The organism is Streptomyces sp. TRD_SC_5 (assembly GCF_056836825.1).
In genome coordinates this window covers 3,017,581-3,035,265 of the sequence record NZ_JBWZZS010000001.1, presented here as the reverse complement: position 1 = coordinate 3,035,265, position 17,685 = coordinate 3,017,581, and the positions used below count along the sequence as shown (strand labels likewise).

Below are 17,685 nucleotides of genomic sequence, written 5' to 3'. Positions count from 1 at the left end.
TGGGGCGCCAGCCCCGTGTCCTACCGGCCGCACGACCCCGGGCGGACGTAGAGGGTGACCTGAGCGCCCCTCACCTGGGTCCGAGAGCACTCGCGGAAATGCGTTCGCAGGATCTCGCGCTTGGTGGCCTCTTGCGCAGTGGCGTCCTCCGGCTGCCCGGGGGGATCGCTGAGCACAACGATCCGGGTGGCGGACATCATCCGCGTACGGATCTGCGAAGGGGACAATTCCCGGCCTTGCAGAGTGCCCGACGTGTCGGGGGCATCCTTGAGCGCCAGATCGACGAGCCCGTGGAATTGTCCGGTACGGGAGAGCTTCCACTCGCGTCGGCGCGAAGGAGCGAAGATCACTCCGTCCCCCTCTCCCGCCCTTTCCCCCTCTCCCGCGACCTGCTGAACTGCCTTCGCGATGGCAGTCACGTCGTCCTTGCGGCTGTCAGGTGTACGCAGGTGCAGTGTCACGGGAAGTAACGCGAGCACCACCCCTGTACCCGCCACCGTCACTGCCGCGAGGTGCCACTTCCGGGCGCGCAGGAGCCTGTCGAGTGTCAGTCCCAGCAGCAGAGCCAGCCCGAGGTTGGAGTAGAGGACGTACCGGTCCACGTACATGGGCCGGTAGATCGAGGCGAGCAGGAGCGCGGCCGTCGGGACGATGGCCAGGGGGAGGGCGAGACGGTTCAGGGCGCGAGGCCGGGGGCCGGGCGGCGGGTATCTGGCGCACAGAAGCACGAGGACCGCGACGCCGGAGAATTCCAGCCACTCCACGAAGGTCGGATCGCCGATCCAGGAGACCTGACCGGACTGCCCCGTGCTGAAGACAATGAGTGGCAGCAGCAAGAGCGTCACGAAACCGGCCGCGACCGCCCATGATCGCCGCGCTTTCGCTTCCAACGGGGAGATCGCGACGGTGATCCCGTGCGCGAGGAGAGCGAGAACGGCGAATTCGTGAAGCCAGCTCGCGACCGACATCGACAGGGCGTACGCCACCCATAAGGCCCGAGACGGTTCCGGTTCCACCAGTGACCGTGCGAGCAGGTACGTGGCGAGCGCGACCAGGGCGCACACCATCGCGTACGAGCGTCCCTCCTGTGCGTACATCTGCACTTCCGGGACTACCGCGAATGCCAGCCCGCTCAAAAGGCCCGCTCTCGGGCCGGCGAGCCGGAACGCGGTCAGCACGACCAGGCCGGCTGCCGCGGACACGGCAAGGACGGAAGGAAGCCTGAGGGCGGTCAGCCCGCCGTCCCAGACCGCGAAGAGCCCGTGCATGAAGAAGTAGTAGAGACCGTGTACGGCGTCGGCGTTGTCCAGCAGGTCCCAGATCTCGGACAGGCTGCGGTGCGAGACCTGATACGTCACGGATTCGTCGCGCCACATAGAGCCGTGTCGTCCTATGCCCCACATCCCGAGGACGAGGGCGACCACGGCGGGCACCACCGCCGCCCCCAGCCGCCCCCGACGTACGACGTGCGCCATCCGCTCAGCCCCCCAGCTTGGACAAGTGAGCCTACTGGAGGGTCAGTTGTGACGCGGGGGTCGTGGGGTCGTGGGGGCAACTAGAGGGTGACGAGGTGTACGCCGCTTCCGCAGAGCTTGCGCATGTCGTCGACGTCCGACGTCAGCATGGCGACCGGACCCGGCTGGCGCAGAGCGACTTCGGCGACCATCGCGTCGATGGCGTACTTGTGGCCGTGCAGGTTGGTGTGCCTGAGTAGTTTCGAGGCGACGCGGGAAGCCTGCTCGGTGAGGGGTTCGATCTTGATGCCGGAGAGCAGCCAGCTCAGCCGCGCCATGTCTGTTTTGGCGTGAGTGACCTCGATGATGGTGGCGGCACTGATGACCAGGTCGGCGCCGCGCTCTTGGAACCGCACGATGTGCGCCGAGACATCGCGGTCGCGGGAGACCCACCCCGAAAGGCCCTCGCTGTCGAGGACGACGGTGGAGAAGAGCAGGGTCACGCCGCCTTGGCCCCGGTTCCGCCCGACGCGGACGTGCCGTCGATGTTGGCGTCAGCCCGCGCCAATTCCTCTTCGGTGAACGCGCCGTATTCCTCCTGGTACTGCGCCATTTCCTGCGCGACGAACTCTCTCCGTAGCTGCCGGGCGACTGCATCTGCGACGTACCCGGAAACGTTGTCCGTCTTCTTCTTGAGGGCTTCGACCTGCTCGGCAGGGAGCGTGATGGTGACGCGTGCTGTGTCGGCCATGCGGCGAGCGTACTGCGATGCACGCCCCGCCCGCCACCTCGGCGTCAACCGGGCGCCCGCAGTTCACCCGAGGGGCTGGCGTAGGCTGGGCCGGTCCGTCCACACCCTGCCGAAAGGGACACTCCGGTGACTGAGAAGGCCGACCTCACAGCCGTCCTCGACCGCGCCGCTGAGGGTGGGCGGATCACCCCGGAAGAGGCGCTCGACCTCTACCGTCACGCGCCGCTGCACGCCCTCGGGCAGGCCGCCGACGCCGTGCGCCGCCGTCGCTACGCCGGTACCGAGGACATCGCGACGTACATCATCGAGCGGAACATCAACTACACGAACTCGTGCGTCACCGCGTGCAAGTTCTGTGCCTTCTACGCCGCGCCCAAGAGCGACAAGGTGTGGACCCGCGACCTCGACGACATCCTGCGCCGCTGCGCGGAGACGGTCGAGCTCGGCGGTACGCAGATCATGTTCCAGGGCGGACACCACCCGGACTACGGCGTCGAGTACTACGAGGAGCACTTCGCCGCGATCAAGGCGGCGTACCCGCAGCTCGTCATCCACTCCCTCGGCGCGTCCGAGGTCGAGCACATGGCCCGCATCTCCGGCGTGAGCGCCGAGGACGCGATCCGCCGTATCCACGCCGCCGGCCTGGACTCCTTCGCCGGCGCCGGCGCCGAGCTGCTGCCCGAGCGGCCGCGCAAGGCCATCGCGCCGCTCAAGGAGTCCGGCGAGCGCTGGCTGGAGATCATGGAGCTCGCGCACCGTCTCGGCGTCGAGTCGACGTCGACGATGCTCATGGGTACGGGCGAGACCAACGCCGAGCGCATCGAGCACCTGCGGATGATCCGCGACGTACAGGACCGGACGGGTGGCTTCCGCGCCTTCATCCCGTACACCTATCAGCCGCAGAACAACGCGCTGAAGGGCCGTACGCAGGCCACGCTCTTCGAGTACCTGCGCCTCATCGCCGTCGCCCGCCTCTTCCTCGACAACGTCGCCCACATCCAGGGCTCCTGGCTGACGGTCGGCAAGGAGGTCGGCCAGCTGTCGCTGCACTACGGCGCGGACGACCTCGGGTCGATCATGCTGGAGGAGAACGTCGTCTCGTCCGCCGGCGCCAAGCACCGCTCGAACCGGATGGAGATCATCGATCTCATCCGCAAGGCCGGGCGCGTGCCCGCGCAGCGCGCGACGACGTACGAGCACATCGTCGTGCACGACGACCCGGCGAACGACCCGGTCGACGACCACGTCGTCTCCCACCTCTCCTCCACGGCCATCGAGGGCGGCACGGCACACCCCGAGCTGAAGATCCTCAGCGCCAACTAGAGGCGTCATGCTGACAATTCACCGCGCGCTCGGAGGCGTCCGGCTCGTCGCGGATCACCCCGACGAGCAGCGGACGGACCCCGGGCACGCGGTCGTCGTCGACGGCCGGCGCTTCGTCGCCATCGGGCCGTACGCCGAGGTGTACGCCGCGTACGGCGACCGGGCCCGCGTCCGCGAGTGGGACGGCGTGCTCACCCCCGGGCGGTACGAGCCCGACGCCGCCGCGCTCCTCGACGCCGCCTACTGGCCCGACCCGCGCGAGGCCGACGCCCTCGGCACGGAGCCTTCCCCAAGCTCTCGGCTTCGCTCGAGCAGGGGATACCCCATCTCCGGCGCCGCCCTCGCCGCCCTGGACATGACCGGCACCCGCTGGGCTGCGAGTGCCCGGCGCGGGGTGCAGCGGCTGCTGGCGCGCGGCACGACCGTCCTGGCCGGGCCGTTCGTCCGGCCCGAGGTGCGCAACGCCGTCGAGCGGTCCGGCATCCGGTGGTACGACGGCGCGCCGCGCACGGCGCGCCCCCGGGTGCTCACCCCCTCCGGCGTCGCGGACTTCGCCGTGTTCGCGGGGGAGAGGGGCGACGGACCGTGCCTGGTCACCGCGCTGGACGGGCGGCTGGTGTACCGGGGGCGGGTGTGATCAGCGGATTCCGCTGATCGCGGCTTCGGGGCGTACTGCTTGAATACGGAGCATGACCCGCGCATCCCTGAACAAGCAGCCGCACGAAGTCGCGTCGATGTTCGACGACGTCGCGGCGAACTACGACCTCACGAACGACGTCCTCTCGCTCGGACAGGACCGGGTGTGGCGCAAGGAGGTCGCCAAGGCCGTGAACGCCCGCCCCGCGCAGAAGGTCCTCGACCTCGCCGCGGGCACGGCCACGTCCTCGCTCCCGTTCGCCGCCACCGGCGCGTACGTGGTCCCGTGCGACTTCTCGCTGGGCATGCTGCGCGAGGGCAAGAAGCGCCACCCGCATCTGCCGCTGACCGCCGGTGACGCGACGAAGCTGCCGTTCGGCGACGACGTGTTCGACACGGTGACGATCTCGTTCGGCCTGCGCAACGTGCAGGACACCGACGCGGCGCTGCGCGAGCTGTACCGGGTGACCAAGCCCGGCGGCCAGGTCGTGATCTGCGAGTTCTCGCACCCGACGTGGACCCCGTTCCGCACGGTCTACACCGAGTACCTGATGCGCGCGCTGCCGCCCGTCGCGAGGGCGGTCTCCAGCAACCCGGACGCGTACGTCTACCTCGCCGAGTCCATCCGCGCCTGGCCCGACCAGCCGGCGCTGGCGTCCCGGCTCCAGCAGGCGGGCTGGTCGAAGGTCGCGTGGCGCAACCTGACGGGCGGGGTCGTCGCACTGCACCGCGGCACCAAGCCGCAGTAGAGCTGAGCCCCCGTGGACTACCAGTCGGTCCTTGAGCGGATCGCGAACGATGTCGCGCCGCAGGTCGGCAGCGGCAGGCCCGCCGAGTACATCCCGGCGCTCGCCGCCGTCGACCCGCGCCACTTCGGCATGGCCATCGCCGACATCGACGGCAAGGTGTACGGAGTCGGGGACTGGCAGCGCCCTTTCTCCACCCAGTCGATCACCAAGGTCTTCACGCTCGCGCTGGTCCTGGCCACGGGCGGCGACGACCTGTGGGCGCACGTCGGCCGCGAGCCGTCCGGCAACCCGTTCAACTCCCTGGTCCAGCTGGAGTACGAGAACGGCATCCCGCGCAACCCCTTCATCAACGCGGGCGCGCTCGTCGTGACCGACCGCCTCCAGAGCCTGACGGGCGACGCGAGCAGCGAACTGCTCGACTTCCTCCGCCAGGAGAGCGGCAACCCCGACCTGGCCTTCGACCCGGAGGTGGCGGAGTCGGAGTCCGCGCACGGCGACCGCAACGCGGCGCTGGCGCACTTCATGGCGTCGTACGGCAACATCACCAACCCGGTGCCCACCCTTCTCGACCACTACTTCTGGCAGTGCGCGATCGAGATGAGCTGCGCGGACCTGGCGCTGGCGGCCCGCTTCCTGGCCCGCCACGGGCTGCGCGCGGACGGCTCACGCCTGCTGACGCGCAGCGAGGCGAAGCAGATCAACGCGGTGATGCTGACGTGCGGTACGTACGACGCGGCCGGCGAATTCGCGCACCGGGTGGGGCTGCCGGGCAAGAGCGGGGTGGGCGGCGGAATCGTCGCGGTGGTGCCGGGCCGGTGCACGCTGTGCGTGTGGAGCCCGGGCCTGGACGCGCGCGGCAACTCGGTGGCGGGGGTGGCGGCGCTGGACCGCTTCACGACCCTGACGGGTTTGTCGGTCTTCTAGCCAGGCCCAGCGCCGGGAACCGTCCTGCACCTAATCGCGCACATGACGTACATCGAGCCTCCGCAATTGGTGACTAAGTGGGATAAAAGGGTGCGCACGTCTTCACCTTCGCCTTGTTTCGTCCCATCCCTCCGCCCGCGAGCACCACCCACTCACACCAGCAACGTGCTTGTAGCTTCGCCGACCGCCGGTGCGGGTGTTCGTGTGCATGTGGTTTGGGGGTGGTGCGCCAGCGGCCGTTCCCTTCAGCAGACGCAGCCAACGCCCCGGCCACACCCCGAGCAGCGCCCGCCGGATACTGCAACCGGTGCTTACGCGAAGCCGGTTGACGCGCCCCGCCCGCCGGGCAAGATGGGGCCATGCCGCTGCACTGCCCGCACTGCGGGACCGAGGTCTCCGACGACGCCCGCTACTGCCTGAGATGCGGTCGCGAACGACCGCAGCCGCAGTACGTCCCTCCCGTACCCCTGGAGGCAATGGAGACGGCGACGGCCACCCCCGCCCACCCCCACCCGGTGCACCAGGCACCCCCGCCCGTGCCGCCGCCCGCGCCCGCACATCCCCGCCGTAGCCCCGCCGTCGTCTGGACGGCGACCCTCGCCGCCGCCTTCCTCATCGGCGGCGGCGCGACGGCCGGTGTGCTGCTGCTCAGCGACGACGGCGGAGGCACCGCCCCGTCCCAGTCGCGGGACGACAAGCCGGTCGTGGCAGCGAGCGACGGCCCCTCCGGTGTGGCGACCGAGGCACCCGGCGCCGCCGCTTCCCCGACGCCCACGGCCACCGCGCCCCCGCTCCCTGTGCCCTCGGCCTCCACCACCGCACCCGAGCCCTCCGACGCCGCCCCCGTGGGCTACAGGCAGGTGACGGACCCGGCCGGTTTCTCCCTCGCCGTACCGGAGGTCTGGTTCCGCCAGAACGCCGACGGGGGCCAGATCACCTACGCCGGCTCCACCGGGATGGAGCACCTCCTCGTCGGCGTCGTGCACAACCCCCCGTACTCCTCGTCGTACGAAAACTTCCTCACCATCGAGAACAAGGCCAAGACCAGCCAGCGGGATTTCCGGCGCCTGCGCCTCGAACGGAACACCTTCCAGGGCCGCCCGGGCGCGATCTGGGAGTACACCTTCACGGACAAGCAGACCGGCGAGACCCTTCACGCCATCGATCAGGGCTACATCGCGCCGAACGGCACCGACTACTCGATCTACACCAAGGGCAGGGACCGCGACTGGCAGTACTCCCGCAAGATCTTCGACACCGCGCTCGCCACCTGGACCCTCGGCTGACCGAGCCACCCACAGACGCACGGACCTCCACGCCCACCCTTCGGACCGGTGCTCGGTACGCCCCAATAGACTGCCCGTGACCTGTGCCCCCCGGCACGCGACGTCGAGTCTTACGGGAGATCCAGCCGTGACCGAGCCCCTCTCCGAGCACACCGCAGATGTGATCGTCGTCGGGGCCGGACCCGCCGGCTCCACCACCGCCTACTACCTGGCGAAGGCCGGACTCGACGTCCTGCTCCTCGAAAAGACCGCGTTCCCGCGCGAAAAGGTCTGCGGCGACGGCCTGACGCCCCGCGCCACCAAGCAGCTGGTCTCCATGGGCATCGACATCTCCGAAGAGGCGGGCTGGCTTCGCAACAAGGGCCTGCGCATCATCGGCGGCGGCGTCCGCCTCCAGCTCGACTGGCCGGAACTCGCCTCGTACCCCGACTACGGACTCGTCCGCAAGCGCGACGACTTCGACGAGCAGCTCGCCCGCCAGGCGCAGAAGGCCGGCGCCCGCCTGCACGAGCGCTGCAACGTGGGCGAGCCGATCATCGACGCCCGTACGGGCCGGATCACCGGCGTCAACGCCAAGCTGGGCGAGGAGAAGACCCCGGTCACCTTCCACGCCCCGCTGGTCGTCGCGGCCGACGGCAACTCCACCCGCCTCTCGCTCGCCATGGGCCTGCACCGCCGCGAGGACCGCCCGATGGGCGTAGCGGTCCGTACGTACTTCACTTCTCCGCGCCACGACGACGACTACCTGGAGTCCTGGCTGGAGCTGTGGGACCGCCGCGGCCCGCAGGACCGCCTGCTCCCCGGTTACGGCTGGATCTTCGGCATGGGCGACGGAACCTCCAACGTCGGCCTCGGCATCCTGAACTCCTCCAAGGCGTTCAAGGAGCTGGACTGGCGCGAGGTCCTCAAGGCATGGTGCGCGTCGATGCCGGCGGACTGGGGCTACACCCCGGACAACATGACGATGCCGATCCGAGGCGCCGCGCTCCCCATGGCCTTCAACCGCCAGCCGCACTACACCAAGGGCCTGCTGCTGGTCGGTGACGCGGGCGGCATGGTGAACCCGTTCAACGGCGAAGGCATCGCGTACGCCATGGAGTCGGGCCAGATCGCCGCCGACGTCATCGTCCAGGCGAGCGCCCGCGCGACCCCCGCCCAGCGCGAACTCGCCCTGCACGCCTACCCGAAGGTCCTCAAGGAGACGTACGGCGGCTACTACACGATGGGCCGCGCCTTCGTGAAGCTCATCGGCAACCCGAAGGTCATGAAGCTCGCCACCCAGCGCGGCCTGACGCACCCGGTGCTGATGAAGTTCACCCTGAAGATGCTGGCCAACCTGACCGACCCGACGGGCGGCGACGCGATGGACCGCATCATCAACGGCCTGGCGAAGGTCGCGCCGAACTCCTGATCCCTCGCTGTGATTCACGTCACGTCCAAGTTTGGTACGTTCATTTTTGGGCGTACCAAGCGTGATGTGACCGAGGCCGGACGGTGGCGTCCGCCGGTCACAGCTGCCGGGCCCGGACGTGCTGCTCACCGCTTGGCGGTGAGCGCGTAGCGTCCGGGTGTGGTGCCCACGTGGCGGGCGAAGTGACGGCTGAGGTGTGCCTGGTCGTAGAACCCCACCGCCGTGGCGACATCGGCCGGGCGCTCGCCACTGAGCAGGAGCCGGCGTGCGAAGTCGATTCGTTTGCCGGTCAGGTAGGCGTGTGGCGGCAGGCCGTATGCCTGCTTGAAGCAGCGGATCAGGTGGGTGGGGTGAGCGTGCAGGGTCGCGGCCGCGTCGTTCAGGGGTACTCCGCTGGACACCCGCGAGTCGAGCAGTTCGCGTAACTGGGCAGCCAGTCGGCCGGCTTCGCGAACCGGTTTCCGGAGCCGCGACGCATTGAGGTGGAAGAGCAGCTGCTCGCGTATGAAGGCCAGCCGAGACTCGGCCTCGAACGTGTCTCCCGTATCGCCGAGGGCGGTGTGCAGCTGATGGATGCGACGGCGCAACAGCCCGTCGCTGTGGACCGGACCCGCGACGGCGGCTCCGGCCAGCTTCTCCGGGAGGACAGTCGTGTCGAGGTACAGCACGCGCTTGCGGAATCCCGCCGCGTGGACCGTCTTGCCGTCGTGGGGCACGCCGGGCGGCAAGAGGATGACCATGCCCGTCCCGGCAGCTCCGTGCCGACGGCGGTCGAGGGCGAAGTCGACCGACCCGTCGTCGAGGATCATCAGGTCCCAGGTGTCATGGGTGTGGACCGGATAGGCGTGGTCGGTGAAGTGGGCATGGAAGACCTCTGTGATCCCCGCGACCGAAGGACGCCAGGCCGTGACCTGCGTACGGGACCGATCGGCTGTCATGCCAGAAACGTACAAGACCGGTGGGTGCCGCCGGGGGGACGCTCATGGCATGACCAATTCCACTGAACCCGTCACCACATCGGTCAACCTGGCTCAGAAGCTCTCGCAGTTCAGCGACCTCTGGGCACAGAAGAAGATCGCCGACCTCAACGACTACGAGGTCAAGCTGGCCAAGCTGCACGGCGAGTTCGTCTGGCACGCCCACGAGGACACCGATGAACTGTTCCTCGTCATCAGCGGCCGGCTCACCATCCGGCTCAGGGACGGAGACGTCGTACTCGAACCGGGCGAGTTGTTCGTGGTGCCGCGAGGCGTCGAGCACTGCCCGGTGGCGGACGAGGAGACCGCCATCCTGCTTCTTGAACCGGCCGGAGTTCCCAACACCGGAAATGCCGGCGGCCCAAGGACCAAGGCTGCCACGACCTTGGAGTGACCTCCGTCCGTGAGCGTGCTGCTCTCAGACGCGGGGCAGTCGGTCGTCCTTCACGGCAGAGACGAAGGACGACCAGGCGGTTACGTCGAAGGTGAGGGCGGGGCGGTGGGGCGTCTTGCTGTCGCGGACTGGCATGAGGCCGGGCAGGCCGTCGGCAACCTCCAGGCAGCTGCCGCCGTCAGTATTGCTGTAGGACGACTTGCGCCATACGACGGCGCTCTGGTCGTGCGCTTTGCTCATGTTTTGTAGTCCTCCGCCACCGATTCGATCAGGGCCAGGGACGCCTCCGGCGACAGTGCGGCGGCCCGGATCAGATCGTAGGACAGCTGGTACTTGGCGACCATCGCGGGAGTGTCCAACAGCTGCCCGGAGTACTGCCCTTCCGAGTACGCAACCGGCGGTGCCTCCTGGAAGGTCATCAGAGCGAACATGCTGCCGCTTGCTGCATGCGCGTTGGCGCTGAACGGGAGTACCTGGACAAGGATCCGTTCGTCGCGGACAAGGCGGGCGATGTGCGTCAGTTGGCGTGCCATGAGGGCCTCTCCGCCCACAGGTACGCGGAGCACAGTCTCGTGCAGCACAGCCCACAACACCGGCGTTGTTGGATCGTCGAGCAGGGCCGCGCGATCCGTCCGCGCTCTGATCCGAGTTTCCACCAGTGTGCTGTCCAGCAGGAGTGCTGCGGAAGGCGCCATCAGTGCCCGTACGTACTCCTCGGACTGAAGCAGGCCGGGAACCAGCGTGGGGGCGTACTCGCTGATGGTGACGGCTTCGGTCTCAAGTGCAGCAGCGTCCGCGAAGTAGGAGGCGTGCGGGCTGCTGTCGATCAGCTCCTTGCACATGCGGGCCAGGAGCCCGTCCGTACCCAGCTCACTGTCGATGCGCTGTGCGAGGTCGAGCTGAGGCTTGCGGATGGCGGCCTCGATCTGGCCGATGTACGTCCCCGAGACGTAGACCCGCTCCCCGAGCTGCTGCTGGGTGAGCGATACCGCTTCTCGCTGCCGCTTGAGTTCGGAGCCGAAGAACGGCCATCCGACCTTGCCCTGCGAGAAGCTCAGGCCTTTGTTGGGCTTGTTCACCACTGAACTCCCATGCGTTTCAACACCGTTGTTGCCCGCTCCCCTCTGTCCATCGTATGCGCAGAGCGCAACGATCGGACACGGAACGTGACGTATCGAGTGATGGGCAGGGAGCAGGGATGGACGCACCACGCAGGAGCGAGGCGCGAGCGCAGCTCGCGGAGTTGATGGCGGACTACGGGGCGGACGGCGTGCTGCGGCTCGACGCGGTGGGGGAGCCGATGGGGGAGGGGGTGGAGCTGCCACCCGGGTCGATGGCTTATCCGCCGTGCCGGTGTCCACGGTGTCGGGGCGGCGACGCTTGAGCTTCGGGGGGCGAGGGTCGAGACTCTTTTGCTAGGAATGGTGGGTGGGGACTGTTCCCACCCACCCTCCCTGTAGTGCGCCAACTGACCGGCGTGCCAGCGGAGATGACCTTTTGTGATCGAGTCGCGACGCAGCGCTATTTCCGTGTAGCGTGCGCCGCAATGAAACAACCCCCATGCGGTGTTACCAGCACCGCACAGGGGTCTGACCAACGAGATCGAAAGAGCGATCCCATGGCTGTTCAGCAGCTTAACCGCGCCGCCCTGCACGCGCCCGCCCACCCGATGGCCAAGCCCGGGTTCGGAAAGCGGTCCGCGCCCGACCAGGAGCCTCGCCGCGCCCGCGACTTCGCACACTTGGCCAAGCGTGAAGCAGCCATCGCCGGTTACATCGACCGGCTGCCCGACGGCGCCGACATCTCCATCAAGGCGCTGGCCAGGGAGCTGGAGGGGTTCGGGCAGTGCGCGATCGGCACCGTGCTGCGCAGGCTCTCCGAAGCCGGGCATCTGCGGCGCGTACGCCGGGACGTGCAGGACGCCGAAGGTGCGCGATGGGTCTTCCGGACCTACTTCACCCGCACCGCCCGCTCCGACGCCTGGTGGGCCGCCTTCCTCGGGGGTGACGTGCCGCAGTCCGGGATGACCGACCCCGCGCCCGTACAGGAGCCGGAAGCGCGCGGGCGCGACGCCCTCGCGCGGCTCGTCCACCGGCACCCGCAACTCGCGCTGTCCGCGCATGAATGCGAGGAGCTGGCCGGCCTCGCCGGGGACTGGTTCCGGCGGGGAGCGACCGAGGCGCAGCTCGTGCGGGCCGTCGCCTCGATGCTGCCCGACCCCGTCCGGCACCCCTTCGGTTTCGTACAGAACCGGCTGATCATGCGGCTGCCCCCCGAGCCCCCGGCGCCCGTCCAGGGCCGGTACGTCATGGAGTGCACCGACTGCCACGCCCCCGGTACGCCGGAATCCCTGCCGGGTGGCCTGTGCCGCATCTGCCGCAGCGAGCCTTACGTACGCGACGACGGCCTCCCGGCGGATGTCGTGCGCGGAAAGGCGGCCCGGCTGCGGGACGCGCTGCGTACGTACAAAATCCGCCCGGCGCAGTAAGGCCCTCCGGGCGCTGCTGCCGCTGGAATTGGTGCCGGAGCGCTCCTCGTGGGCGTCCACCCGGGGGGTTGGGCGCCCCACTGACGAGTTCTCAGCCGATACCACCGCTGAACACTGGAGGGCCTCACAAACTGTCACGAGCCCTTCACAGGCCGGGGGGGAGCCCCCCGATCCCGTAGCTCATGCCGTCCGGAACAAGCCCCTCCCCCTAGGGGAGCAAATGGGGAGGGTGTGGCGGGGAAGTCGAGCTGTTCGAGTCGTCTGTTCGGATTCGGCGGTCGAAGATGGCTTGAAGTAACTCCTGGTCGGCTTCAGCGCAGTTGCTCGGGGCTCACCAAGGGCGGGAGCGGGGAGAGGGGGCCGGTGGGGGCGGACTTCCGCAGAGGTGTCGGAGGCTTGCCGGAGCCGCTGAGGGCTCCGTCGACGTACTGGAACAGCGCCGCGCCTATCGGGTCCGGCTTCGGCTTGTTGTTCTCGTCGAACCGCTCGTACTTCATGAGGTTGTAACCGATCGCGACCTGCCTGCGGCCGTCCTCGGTGGACAGCGCCCAGGTCCCGGCACCGAAGACACCGCCGTCGTGGCCCCAGTACCAGCCGCCGTTGGGCATCCGCAGGGTGTAGAGACCCAGCCCGTACCGCATCGCGACTTCCTGACCCGGGTCCGGCTCGTAGGACGGGACGGTGGTCTTCATGGCGCGCAGTTCGGCGGGGCCGAGCAGCTTGCCGCCGAGCAGTTGGCGGTAGAAGTCGTTGAGGTCACGCATCGTCGACACCATCGCGCCGGCCGTACCGGCCCAGGACATGTCGTAGACGCTGAAGTCGCGGGCCGGCTCTATGTAGCCGTACATCGACTCGTACATCTTGGCGTGCGGCCCGGATGTGCGGGGCGAGCGGGGGAAGTAGGTGTGCCGCAGGCCGGCCTTACGGATGACGTTATGGGTGATGTACGTTTCCGGGTCCTGGCCCGTGACCTTCCGCAACAGCAGCCCGGCGATGATGTAGTTGGTGTTCGAGTAGGCGTGTTTGCCGCGTTCGGCGACGGGCTGGGCCGCCAGTCCGAGGCGGGTGAGGTGCTCGGGGTCCAGGCGGCGGAAGCGGTTCTCTTCGAGTGCCTTGCCCGGGTCTTCGACGAGGCCGGGGAAGGCGGGGAGTATGTAGTCGGCTATGCCGCTGGTGTGGTTGAGCAGCATGCGCACGGTGACCTTCTGGCCCCGTTCGCCCGGTACCAGCTCGGGCAGGTAGCGTCCGATCGGCGCGTCCAGTTCGACGCGGCCCTTGTGGACCTGCTGAAGGACGGCCACGGCGGTGAAGGTCTTGGTGATGCTGCCGATCCGGTGCTCGAAGTCGGGCCGCATCCGGCGCTCGGTGTCCACGTCGGCGAAGCCGGTGGCTCCGCGCCATTGCTGGGACCCGTCGCGGACCGAGGAATAGGCGCCGTACATACCGGCTTTGTGGAACGCCGCGAGCGAGTCGCGGAGAGCAGCCCGGTCAAGACTGGGGCTGGGCGCGGCGGACGAGCCGGCGGTGGGGGCGGCCGGTGCCTGTGCTGTCGCTTGCGCCGGTGCGACCCCGGCCGCGAGCGATAAGACGGCGACCGAGGCCACCGCCGCGAGACGAACTCTTCGGTGCTCCGGGCGTCGGTGGCTCGGGTGGGCGAGGCGCATGGTCACTCCTGTGTGGTCACTCGTGCACGGCGCATGGACGATTCGTCCATCCTCAGCGCGCCACTGCCCGCCGCCCTCCACCCGCAGAACGATCTCCCACACCGGATCTCATGACAAATGTCAGGCTTCAGGTCTGCCCTGCCTGGTCTGGCCTGCCTGGTCTGGCCTGGTCTGGCCTGGCCGAGGGCGTCGCGCCCGGGTCAGCGCCGTAAGGCTTCCGCAGGCTGGATCCGAGCGGCCCGCCAGGCTGGGTACAGCCCGGCGACCACTCCCGTGGCGAGGCCGATCACGGGTGCCGCCGCGACCGTCGCGGGATGTACGACCGGCGTCCAGTCGCGTGCCACGGCCACCGCGACCACGGTGATCACTCCCAGCGATGTGCCGACGAGACCGCCAAGTGCGCCGAGCACGCCCGACTCGGCCAGGAATTGCACGGTGATGTGACGGCCGCGCGCCCCCAGAGCGCGCCGCAGTCCGATCTCCCCAGTGCGTTCCAGGACGGCGACCAGAGTGGTGTTGGCGATGCCCACGGCTCCGATGACGAGGCAGATCACCGAGAGGACCAGAAACAGCTGACCAAGGTCGCTGTTGACGTTGCCCCGCAGGGTTTTCGGGTCGGGCGGGGGGACGGCCTTCAGGTATTCGGGGTGCTCCGGACGCAACGCGGTCGGCGCCTGACCGGCGATCTGCCGTGCCGCTCCGAGCTTGGTCGAAATGAGCATGGCGGCCTCACCGCCGTCGGGTTCGCCCCACATCCGTTCCGCGGTGGTGCGCGGGACTGCGACCGACATGAGCAGGTCGGTCTTGCGCTCCGTGTCGTCGATGATTCCGGCGATGGTGAAGGGCTGGTCACCGATGAAGACCGCGGGGTGTGTCTCCAGAGTGGTGATTCCCAGCCGCCTGGCGACATTCGAGCCGATGACCGCGACGGGCTGGGCCGTGTCCGACACGTAGTCGTCGTACACCCGTCCCTGACTGAGCGTGGGCACGGCTGCCTCGAGCGCGCCCGGGGAAGCCGCCACGACGTCGATACGTGTCCCGCTTCCGCCGCCGCTGCCTACGGGCGCGGAGCGGACAGTGGTGTCCGGGTCGAGGCGCACCGGCCAGAACACGCCTGCGTGCTCGACGCCATTGAGACGTTCGATGCGCTCGTCGGCATCCTCGGGGAACGCGAGCCCGGCGAACTCGTTCTGTTCCTGGGCCACGTCCTCCACCGTCACCTCGGTGGCGGTCAGCTTGTTGAAGCGGGCGTCGATCTGGGACGAGGCGGTGGCGGTCAGTCCGAGGATGGCCACGAAGGTGCCCACGCCCAGAGTGGTGCCCAGGGCTGTCAGCGCCGAGCGGGCGGGACGCTGCAGCATGCCGGCGAGCGCCTCTGCCAGGAGGTCACGGCCACCGAACACCGCCGGCTGCACAGCCCGCTCGCGACGGCGAATCGGATGTCTTGACCTCACGTGGCGCACCATCGTGCGGACGCCCATCACGCGGACGCCCCGTCCGTCAGGACCTTCTGACTGAACTCCTGTTCGCCCAGGACCCCGTCGCGGATCGTCACGGTTCGCTCGCCGCGGTCCGCCACCTCAGGATCATGGGTGATCACCAGGACAGTCATGCCGTCCGCGTGCAGTTCCTTCAGCAGGGACAGCACGGACCGGGCGTTCGCAGTGTCGAGGTTGCCCGTCGGCTCGTCGCAGAGCAGCAGCGAAGGACGAGCCACCAAGGCCCGTGCGATGGCCACCCGCTGTCGCTCGCCTCCGGACAGCCGGGTCGGCAGCGTATCGATGTGCCTGCCGAGTCCGACTCGCTCCAGAGCCTGGCGAGCGCGCTCGGGTCGCTCCCGGCGAGGCACCCCGTTGTAGACCATGGCGAGGGCGACGTTTTCCAGCGCGCTGCGATGCGGCATCAGATGGAAGGACTGGAACACGAACCCGATGCGTCGTCCGCGCAGCGCGGCGCGGTCGGCGTCCTTCAACGTACTGGTGTCGATGCCGTCCAGCAGATACGTCCCGGCGGTGGGCGCGTCCAGCAGACCGACGATGTTCAGGAAGGTTGACTTGCCGGACCCGGAGGGGCCGACGACGGTCACGAATGAGCCCTGCCGCACGGTGAGGTCGCACGGCTTGAACGCCTCCACCGGCGGCGGGCCCGGATAGACCAGTCCCACCCGCCGGAACTCGATGACCGGCGCGTCAGTGCGCGCGGTCATCCGCCACCCCTCGAAGCCCCTTGTCCCGCCCCGGTGACGACCTTGTCGCCCTTGGCGAGAGTGCCCGGCCTGACGGGGGTCACGGCCACGAAGCCGTCGCCCGTCGTACCGGGACGCAGCTCGACCCGCCGCCGCTCACCAGTACCTTCGAGCACGGTCACCGCGGTCCTGCCGTCCGCCCCCGAGCTGATGGCGGTGACGGGCACGACCAACGCCTTGCCGTTGGTGGAGGCCGCCTCGACGGTCAGCCGTACGTCCTGCCCCGTGAGCCGGCTGTCCAAGGGTTTGACAGGGGAGATCTCCACCAGGTACCCGGAAGCTCCTGGCGCTTGCCCGCCGTCTTCCTCGCGCTCCTGGTCGGCCACGGAGCGCGTGTCGGCCACGGACGTGACCTTCGCGGCGGCCGAGATCCCGTTGACCTCCGAGTGGATCTCCACCTTCTGTCCCGCGCGGATCAGGCCTTTTTGGTAGTCCGGCACGTACGCCTGGACGATCAGTTTCCCCGCGGACACGGTCATCACCGTCCCCGACACCTCGCTCCCGACCTTGCCCTGCACGGTGTCCACCCTGGCCGGGAAGCTGTGGAGGAACACCACTTCGCCCGCGGGCAGCATCGGCCCGCTCGCAGCCTCGGTTGCGGCGAGCTTCCGACGGGCAGCGACGAGATCCTGCTGGGCCCGGGAGACAGCTTTCAGCCGCTCGGGGGGTTCGACGTCGTCACCTGAGTCCTGCACGTCCTCCAGTGCGCGCTCGGAAGCGGTCACCGCGTCGCGGGCGCTCTCAAGGGAGGAGCCGTTGTCGTCCTGGCTGGGCAGAGGGTCGTAACCGATGCCTGCGTAAAGGGCGTTGAGGGCCAGCTTCGTGCCTGCCCCGAAGATGCCTGCGGTATCTGTGCCTGAACCATGGCCGAGTTGCCGCAGAGACCGTTGAAGCTGCTTTACGTCGTCCCCCCGGGCCCCGGGCCGCAGATCTCGGTAGACCGGCAACTTCCCTTCCAGCACGAACACCGGCCGGCCCGACACCTCCATCAGGAGCTGTCCGGCTTTCAGCGCCTGCCCACGCCCGGCCTCGATCTTGGTGATCACCGCGCCGGCCGCATCCTCGCCCCCGTTCACTCTGGGGGTGATCGGCACGGACTGCCCCGCCGTAACCTTTCCCCGGGTAATGACGGACGACGTGAGCACCCGGTGGTCCACGGGGGCGGTCAGCACGTCCGGCGTCGGCGCGCCCGCCTCGGCCGCAGCCTGAGCCGGCGACTTGATCACGGCGGCGGCGACCACACCGCTCACGGTGAGGACGAGGGCGCCCGTGGCAACGATCAGCACCCAGCGGCGACGCCGGGCAAGGCCTGCGCCGCCCCTCGACGCGGACTGGCCTTCCGGTATCTCCGCGTCCCTGCGCTCCGCCATCGTTGTCCCAACT

The 17,685-nt window shown here is 69.0% G+C and carries 18 protein-coding genes; 8 read left to right on the top strand and 10 right to left on the bottom strand.

The genetic code is table 11. From position 1 onward, the window contains the following. Positions 1 to 20: 20 nt before the first annotated feature. From AC1P0E_RS14010 to AC1P0E_RS14000, 3 genes are all read right to left on the bottom strand, one after another. Positions 21 to 1,475 (bottom strand): glycosyltransferase family 39 protein, encoded by a 1,455-nt coding sequence (locus tag AC1P0E_RS14010; RefSeq protein WP_482742491.1) that lies wholly within the window; start codon positions 1,473 to 1,475, stop codon positions 21 to 23. Positions 1,476 to 1,555: 80 nt separating this feature from the next. Further along, positions 1,556 to 1,957, bottom strand: coding sequence for a PIN domain-containing protein (locus AC1P0E_RS14005; protein ID WP_482742490.1), 402 nt, complete (start codon positions 1,955 to 1,957; stop codon positions 1,556 to 1,558). Further along, entirely contained in the window at positions 1,954 to 2,205 is a 252-nt protein-coding gene (locus tag AC1P0E_RS14000) for a hypothetical protein (protein ID WP_482742489.1), read from the bottom strand. Before AC1P0E_RS14000 ends, AC1P0E_RS14005 begins: the two co-directional genes overlap by 4 nt. A gap of 126 nt (positions 2,206 to 2,331) precedes the next feature. On the opposite strand from AC1P0E_RS14000, the gene mqnC reads away from it, so the two are divergent. The 6 genes from mqnC (at position 2,332) to AC1P0E_RS13970 (ending at position 8,534) form a co-directional block, all read left to right on the top strand. Continuing rightward, positions 2,332 to 3,528, top strand: coding sequence for a cyclic dehypoxanthinyl futalosine synthase (mqnC, locus tag AC1P0E_RS13995; protein WP_482742488.1), 1,197 nt, complete (start codon positions 2,332 to 2,334; stop codon positions 3,526 to 3,528). Positions 3,529 to 3,535: 7 nt separating this feature from the next. Next, positions 3,536 to 4,165 (top strand): hypothetical protein, encoded by a 630-nt coding sequence (locus tag AC1P0E_RS13990; protein WP_482742487.1) that lies wholly within the window; start codon positions 3,536 to 3,538, stop codon positions 4,163 to 4,165. Positions 4,166 to 4,217: 52 nt separating this feature from the next. Next, positions 4,218 to 4,913, top strand: a complete 696-nt coding sequence (locus AC1P0E_RS13985) for a demethylmenaquinone methyltransferase (RefSeq protein WP_482742486.1) — start codon at positions 4,218 to 4,220, stop codon at positions 4,911 to 4,913. A 12-nt stretch (positions 4,914 to 4,925) separates the two neighbouring features. After that, entirely contained in the window at positions 4,926 to 5,837 is a 912-nt protein-coding gene (locus AC1P0E_RS13980) for a glutaminase (protein ID WP_482742485.1), read from the top strand. Positions 5,838 to 6,196: 359 nt separating this feature from the next. Beyond that, positions 6,197 to 7,123, top strand: a complete 927-nt coding sequence (locus AC1P0E_RS13975) for a zinc ribbon domain-containing protein (protein WP_482742484.1) — start codon at positions 6,197 to 6,199, stop codon at positions 7,121 to 7,123. Between the two features lie 127 nt (positions 7,124 to 7,250). Beyond that, positions 7,251 to 8,534, top strand: a complete 1,284-nt coding sequence (locus tag AC1P0E_RS13970) for a geranylgeranyl reductase family protein (protein ID WP_482742483.1) — start codon at positions 7,251 to 7,253, stop codon at positions 8,532 to 8,534. 125 nt (positions 8,535 to 8,659) lie between these two features. Here the strand turns inward: AC1P0E_RS13970 and AC1P0E_RS13965 are convergent, their stop codons facing one another. After that, complete coding sequence (locus tag AC1P0E_RS13965; RefSeq protein WP_482742482.1) at positions 8,660 to 9,472, bottom strand: helix-turn-helix domain-containing protein; 813 nt, start codon at positions 9,470 to 9,472, stop codon at positions 8,660 to 8,662. 49 nt (positions 9,473 to 9,521) lie between these two features. On the opposite strand from AC1P0E_RS13965, the gene AC1P0E_RS13960 reads away from it, so the two are divergent. Further along, a complete protein-coding gene (locus tag AC1P0E_RS13960) occupies positions 9,522 to 9,905 on the top strand; it encodes a cupin domain-containing protein (protein ID WP_482742481.1) in 384 nt (127 codons plus the stop codon). Positions 9,906 to 9,929: 24 nt separating this feature from the next. On the opposite strand, the gene AC1P0E_RS13955 is transcribed toward AC1P0E_RS13960, so the two are convergent. Beyond that, a complete protein-coding gene (locus AC1P0E_RS13955) occupies positions 9,930 to 10,145 on the bottom strand; it encodes a DUF397 domain-containing protein (protein WP_482742480.1) in 216 nt (71 codons plus the stop codon). Further along, on the bottom strand, positions 10,142 to 10,984 hold the full coding sequence (locus AC1P0E_RS13950) for a helix-turn-helix domain-containing protein (RefSeq protein WP_482742479.1): 843 nt from the start codon (positions 10,982 to 10,984) through the stop codon (positions 10,142 to 10,144). Before AC1P0E_RS13950 ends, AC1P0E_RS13955 begins: the two co-directional genes overlap by 4 nt. A 539-nt stretch (positions 10,985 to 11,523) precedes the next feature. Here AC1P0E_RS13950 and AC1P0E_RS13945 point away from each other — a divergent pair. Continuing rightward, on the top strand, positions 11,524 to 12,393 hold the full coding sequence (locus AC1P0E_RS13945; protein ID WP_482742478.1) for a hypothetical protein: 870 nt from the start codon (positions 11,524 to 11,526) through the stop codon (positions 12,391 to 12,393). Positions 12,394 to 12,704: 311 nt separating this feature from the next. Here AC1P0E_RS13945 and AC1P0E_RS13940 read toward each other — a convergent pair whose 3' ends face one another. From AC1P0E_RS13940 to AC1P0E_RS13925, 4 genes are all read right to left on the bottom strand, one after another. After that, positions 12,705 to 14,057, bottom strand: a complete 1,353-nt coding sequence (locus AC1P0E_RS13940; protein ID WP_482742477.1) for a serine hydrolase domain-containing protein — start codon at positions 14,055 to 14,057, stop codon at positions 12,705 to 12,707. Positions 14,058 to 14,257: 200 nt separating this feature from the next. Further along, a complete protein-coding gene (locus tag AC1P0E_RS13935) occupies positions 14,258 to 15,523 on the bottom strand; it encodes an ABC transporter permease (protein WP_482745751.1) in 1,266 nt (421 codons plus the stop codon). Positions 15,524 to 15,537: 14 nt separating this feature from the next. Beyond that, positions 15,538 to 16,263: an ABC transporter ATP-binding protein gene (locus AC1P0E_RS13930; protein ID WP_482742476.1), complete on the bottom strand. Its 726-nt coding sequence runs from the start codon at positions 16,261 to 16,263 to the stop codon at positions 15,538 to 15,540. After that, positions 16,260 to 17,672, bottom strand: a complete 1,413-nt coding sequence (locus AC1P0E_RS13925; RefSeq protein WP_482742475.1) for an efflux RND transporter periplasmic adaptor subunit — start codon at positions 17,670 to 17,672, stop codon at positions 16,260 to 16,262. Before AC1P0E_RS13925 ends, AC1P0E_RS13930 begins: the two co-directional genes overlap by 4 nt. Positions 17,673 to 17,685: the final 13 nt, after the last annotated feature.

Bases quoted from the DNA above. Each gene is read 5' to 3' on its own strand.
- AC1P0E_RS14010 (WP_482742491.1), bottom strand. From the start codon at position 1,475: ATGGCGCACGTCGTACGTCGGGGGCGGCTGGGGGCGGCGGTGGTGCCC.
- AC1P0E_RS14000 (WP_482742489.1), bottom strand. From the start codon at position 2,205: ATGGCCGACACAGCACGCGTCACCATCACGCTCCCTGCCGAGCAGGTC.
- AC1P0E_RS13990 (WP_482742487.1), top strand. From the start codon at position 3,536: ATGCTGACAATTCACCGCGCGCTCGGAGGCGTCCGGCTCGTCGCGGAT.
- AC1P0E_RS13985 (WP_482742486.1), top strand. From the start codon at position 4,218: ATGACCCGCGCATCCCTGAACAAGCAGCCGCACGAAGTCGCGTCGATG.
- AC1P0E_RS13975 (WP_482742484.1), top strand. From the start codon at position 6,197: ATGCCGCTGCACTGCCCGCACTGCGGGACCGAGGTCTCCGACGACGCC.
- AC1P0E_RS13965 (WP_482742482.1), bottom strand. From the start codon at position 9,472: ATGACAGCCGATCGGTCCCGTACGCAGGTCACGGCCTGGCGTCCTTCG.
- AC1P0E_RS13960 (WP_482742481.1), top strand. From the start codon at position 9,522: ATGACCAATTCCACTGAACCCGTCACCACATCGGTCAACCTGGCTCAG.
- AC1P0E_RS13955 (WP_482742480.1), bottom strand. From the start codon at position 10,145: ATGAGCAAAGCGCACGACCAGAGCGCCGTCGTATGGCGCAAGTCGTCC.
- AC1P0E_RS13945 (WP_482742478.1), top strand. From the start codon at position 11,524: ATGGCTGTTCAGCAGCTTAACCGCGCCGCCCTGCACGCGCCCGCCCAC.
- AC1P0E_RS13940 (WP_482742477.1), bottom strand. From the start codon at position 14,057: ATGCGCCTCGCCCACCCGAGCCACCGACGCCCGGAGCACCGAAGAGTT.
- AC1P0E_RS13935 (WP_482745751.1), bottom strand. From the start codon at position 15,523: ATGGTGCGCCACGTGAGGTCAAGACATCCGATTCGCCGTCGCGAGCGG.
- AC1P0E_RS13930 (WP_482742476.1), bottom strand. From the start codon at position 16,263: ATGACCGCGCGCACTGACGCGCCGGTCATCGAGTTCCGGCGGGTGGGA.
- AC1P0E_RS13925 (WP_482742475.1), bottom strand. From the start codon at position 17,672: ATGGCGGAGCGCAGGGACGCGGAGATACCGGAAGGCCAGTCCGCGTCG.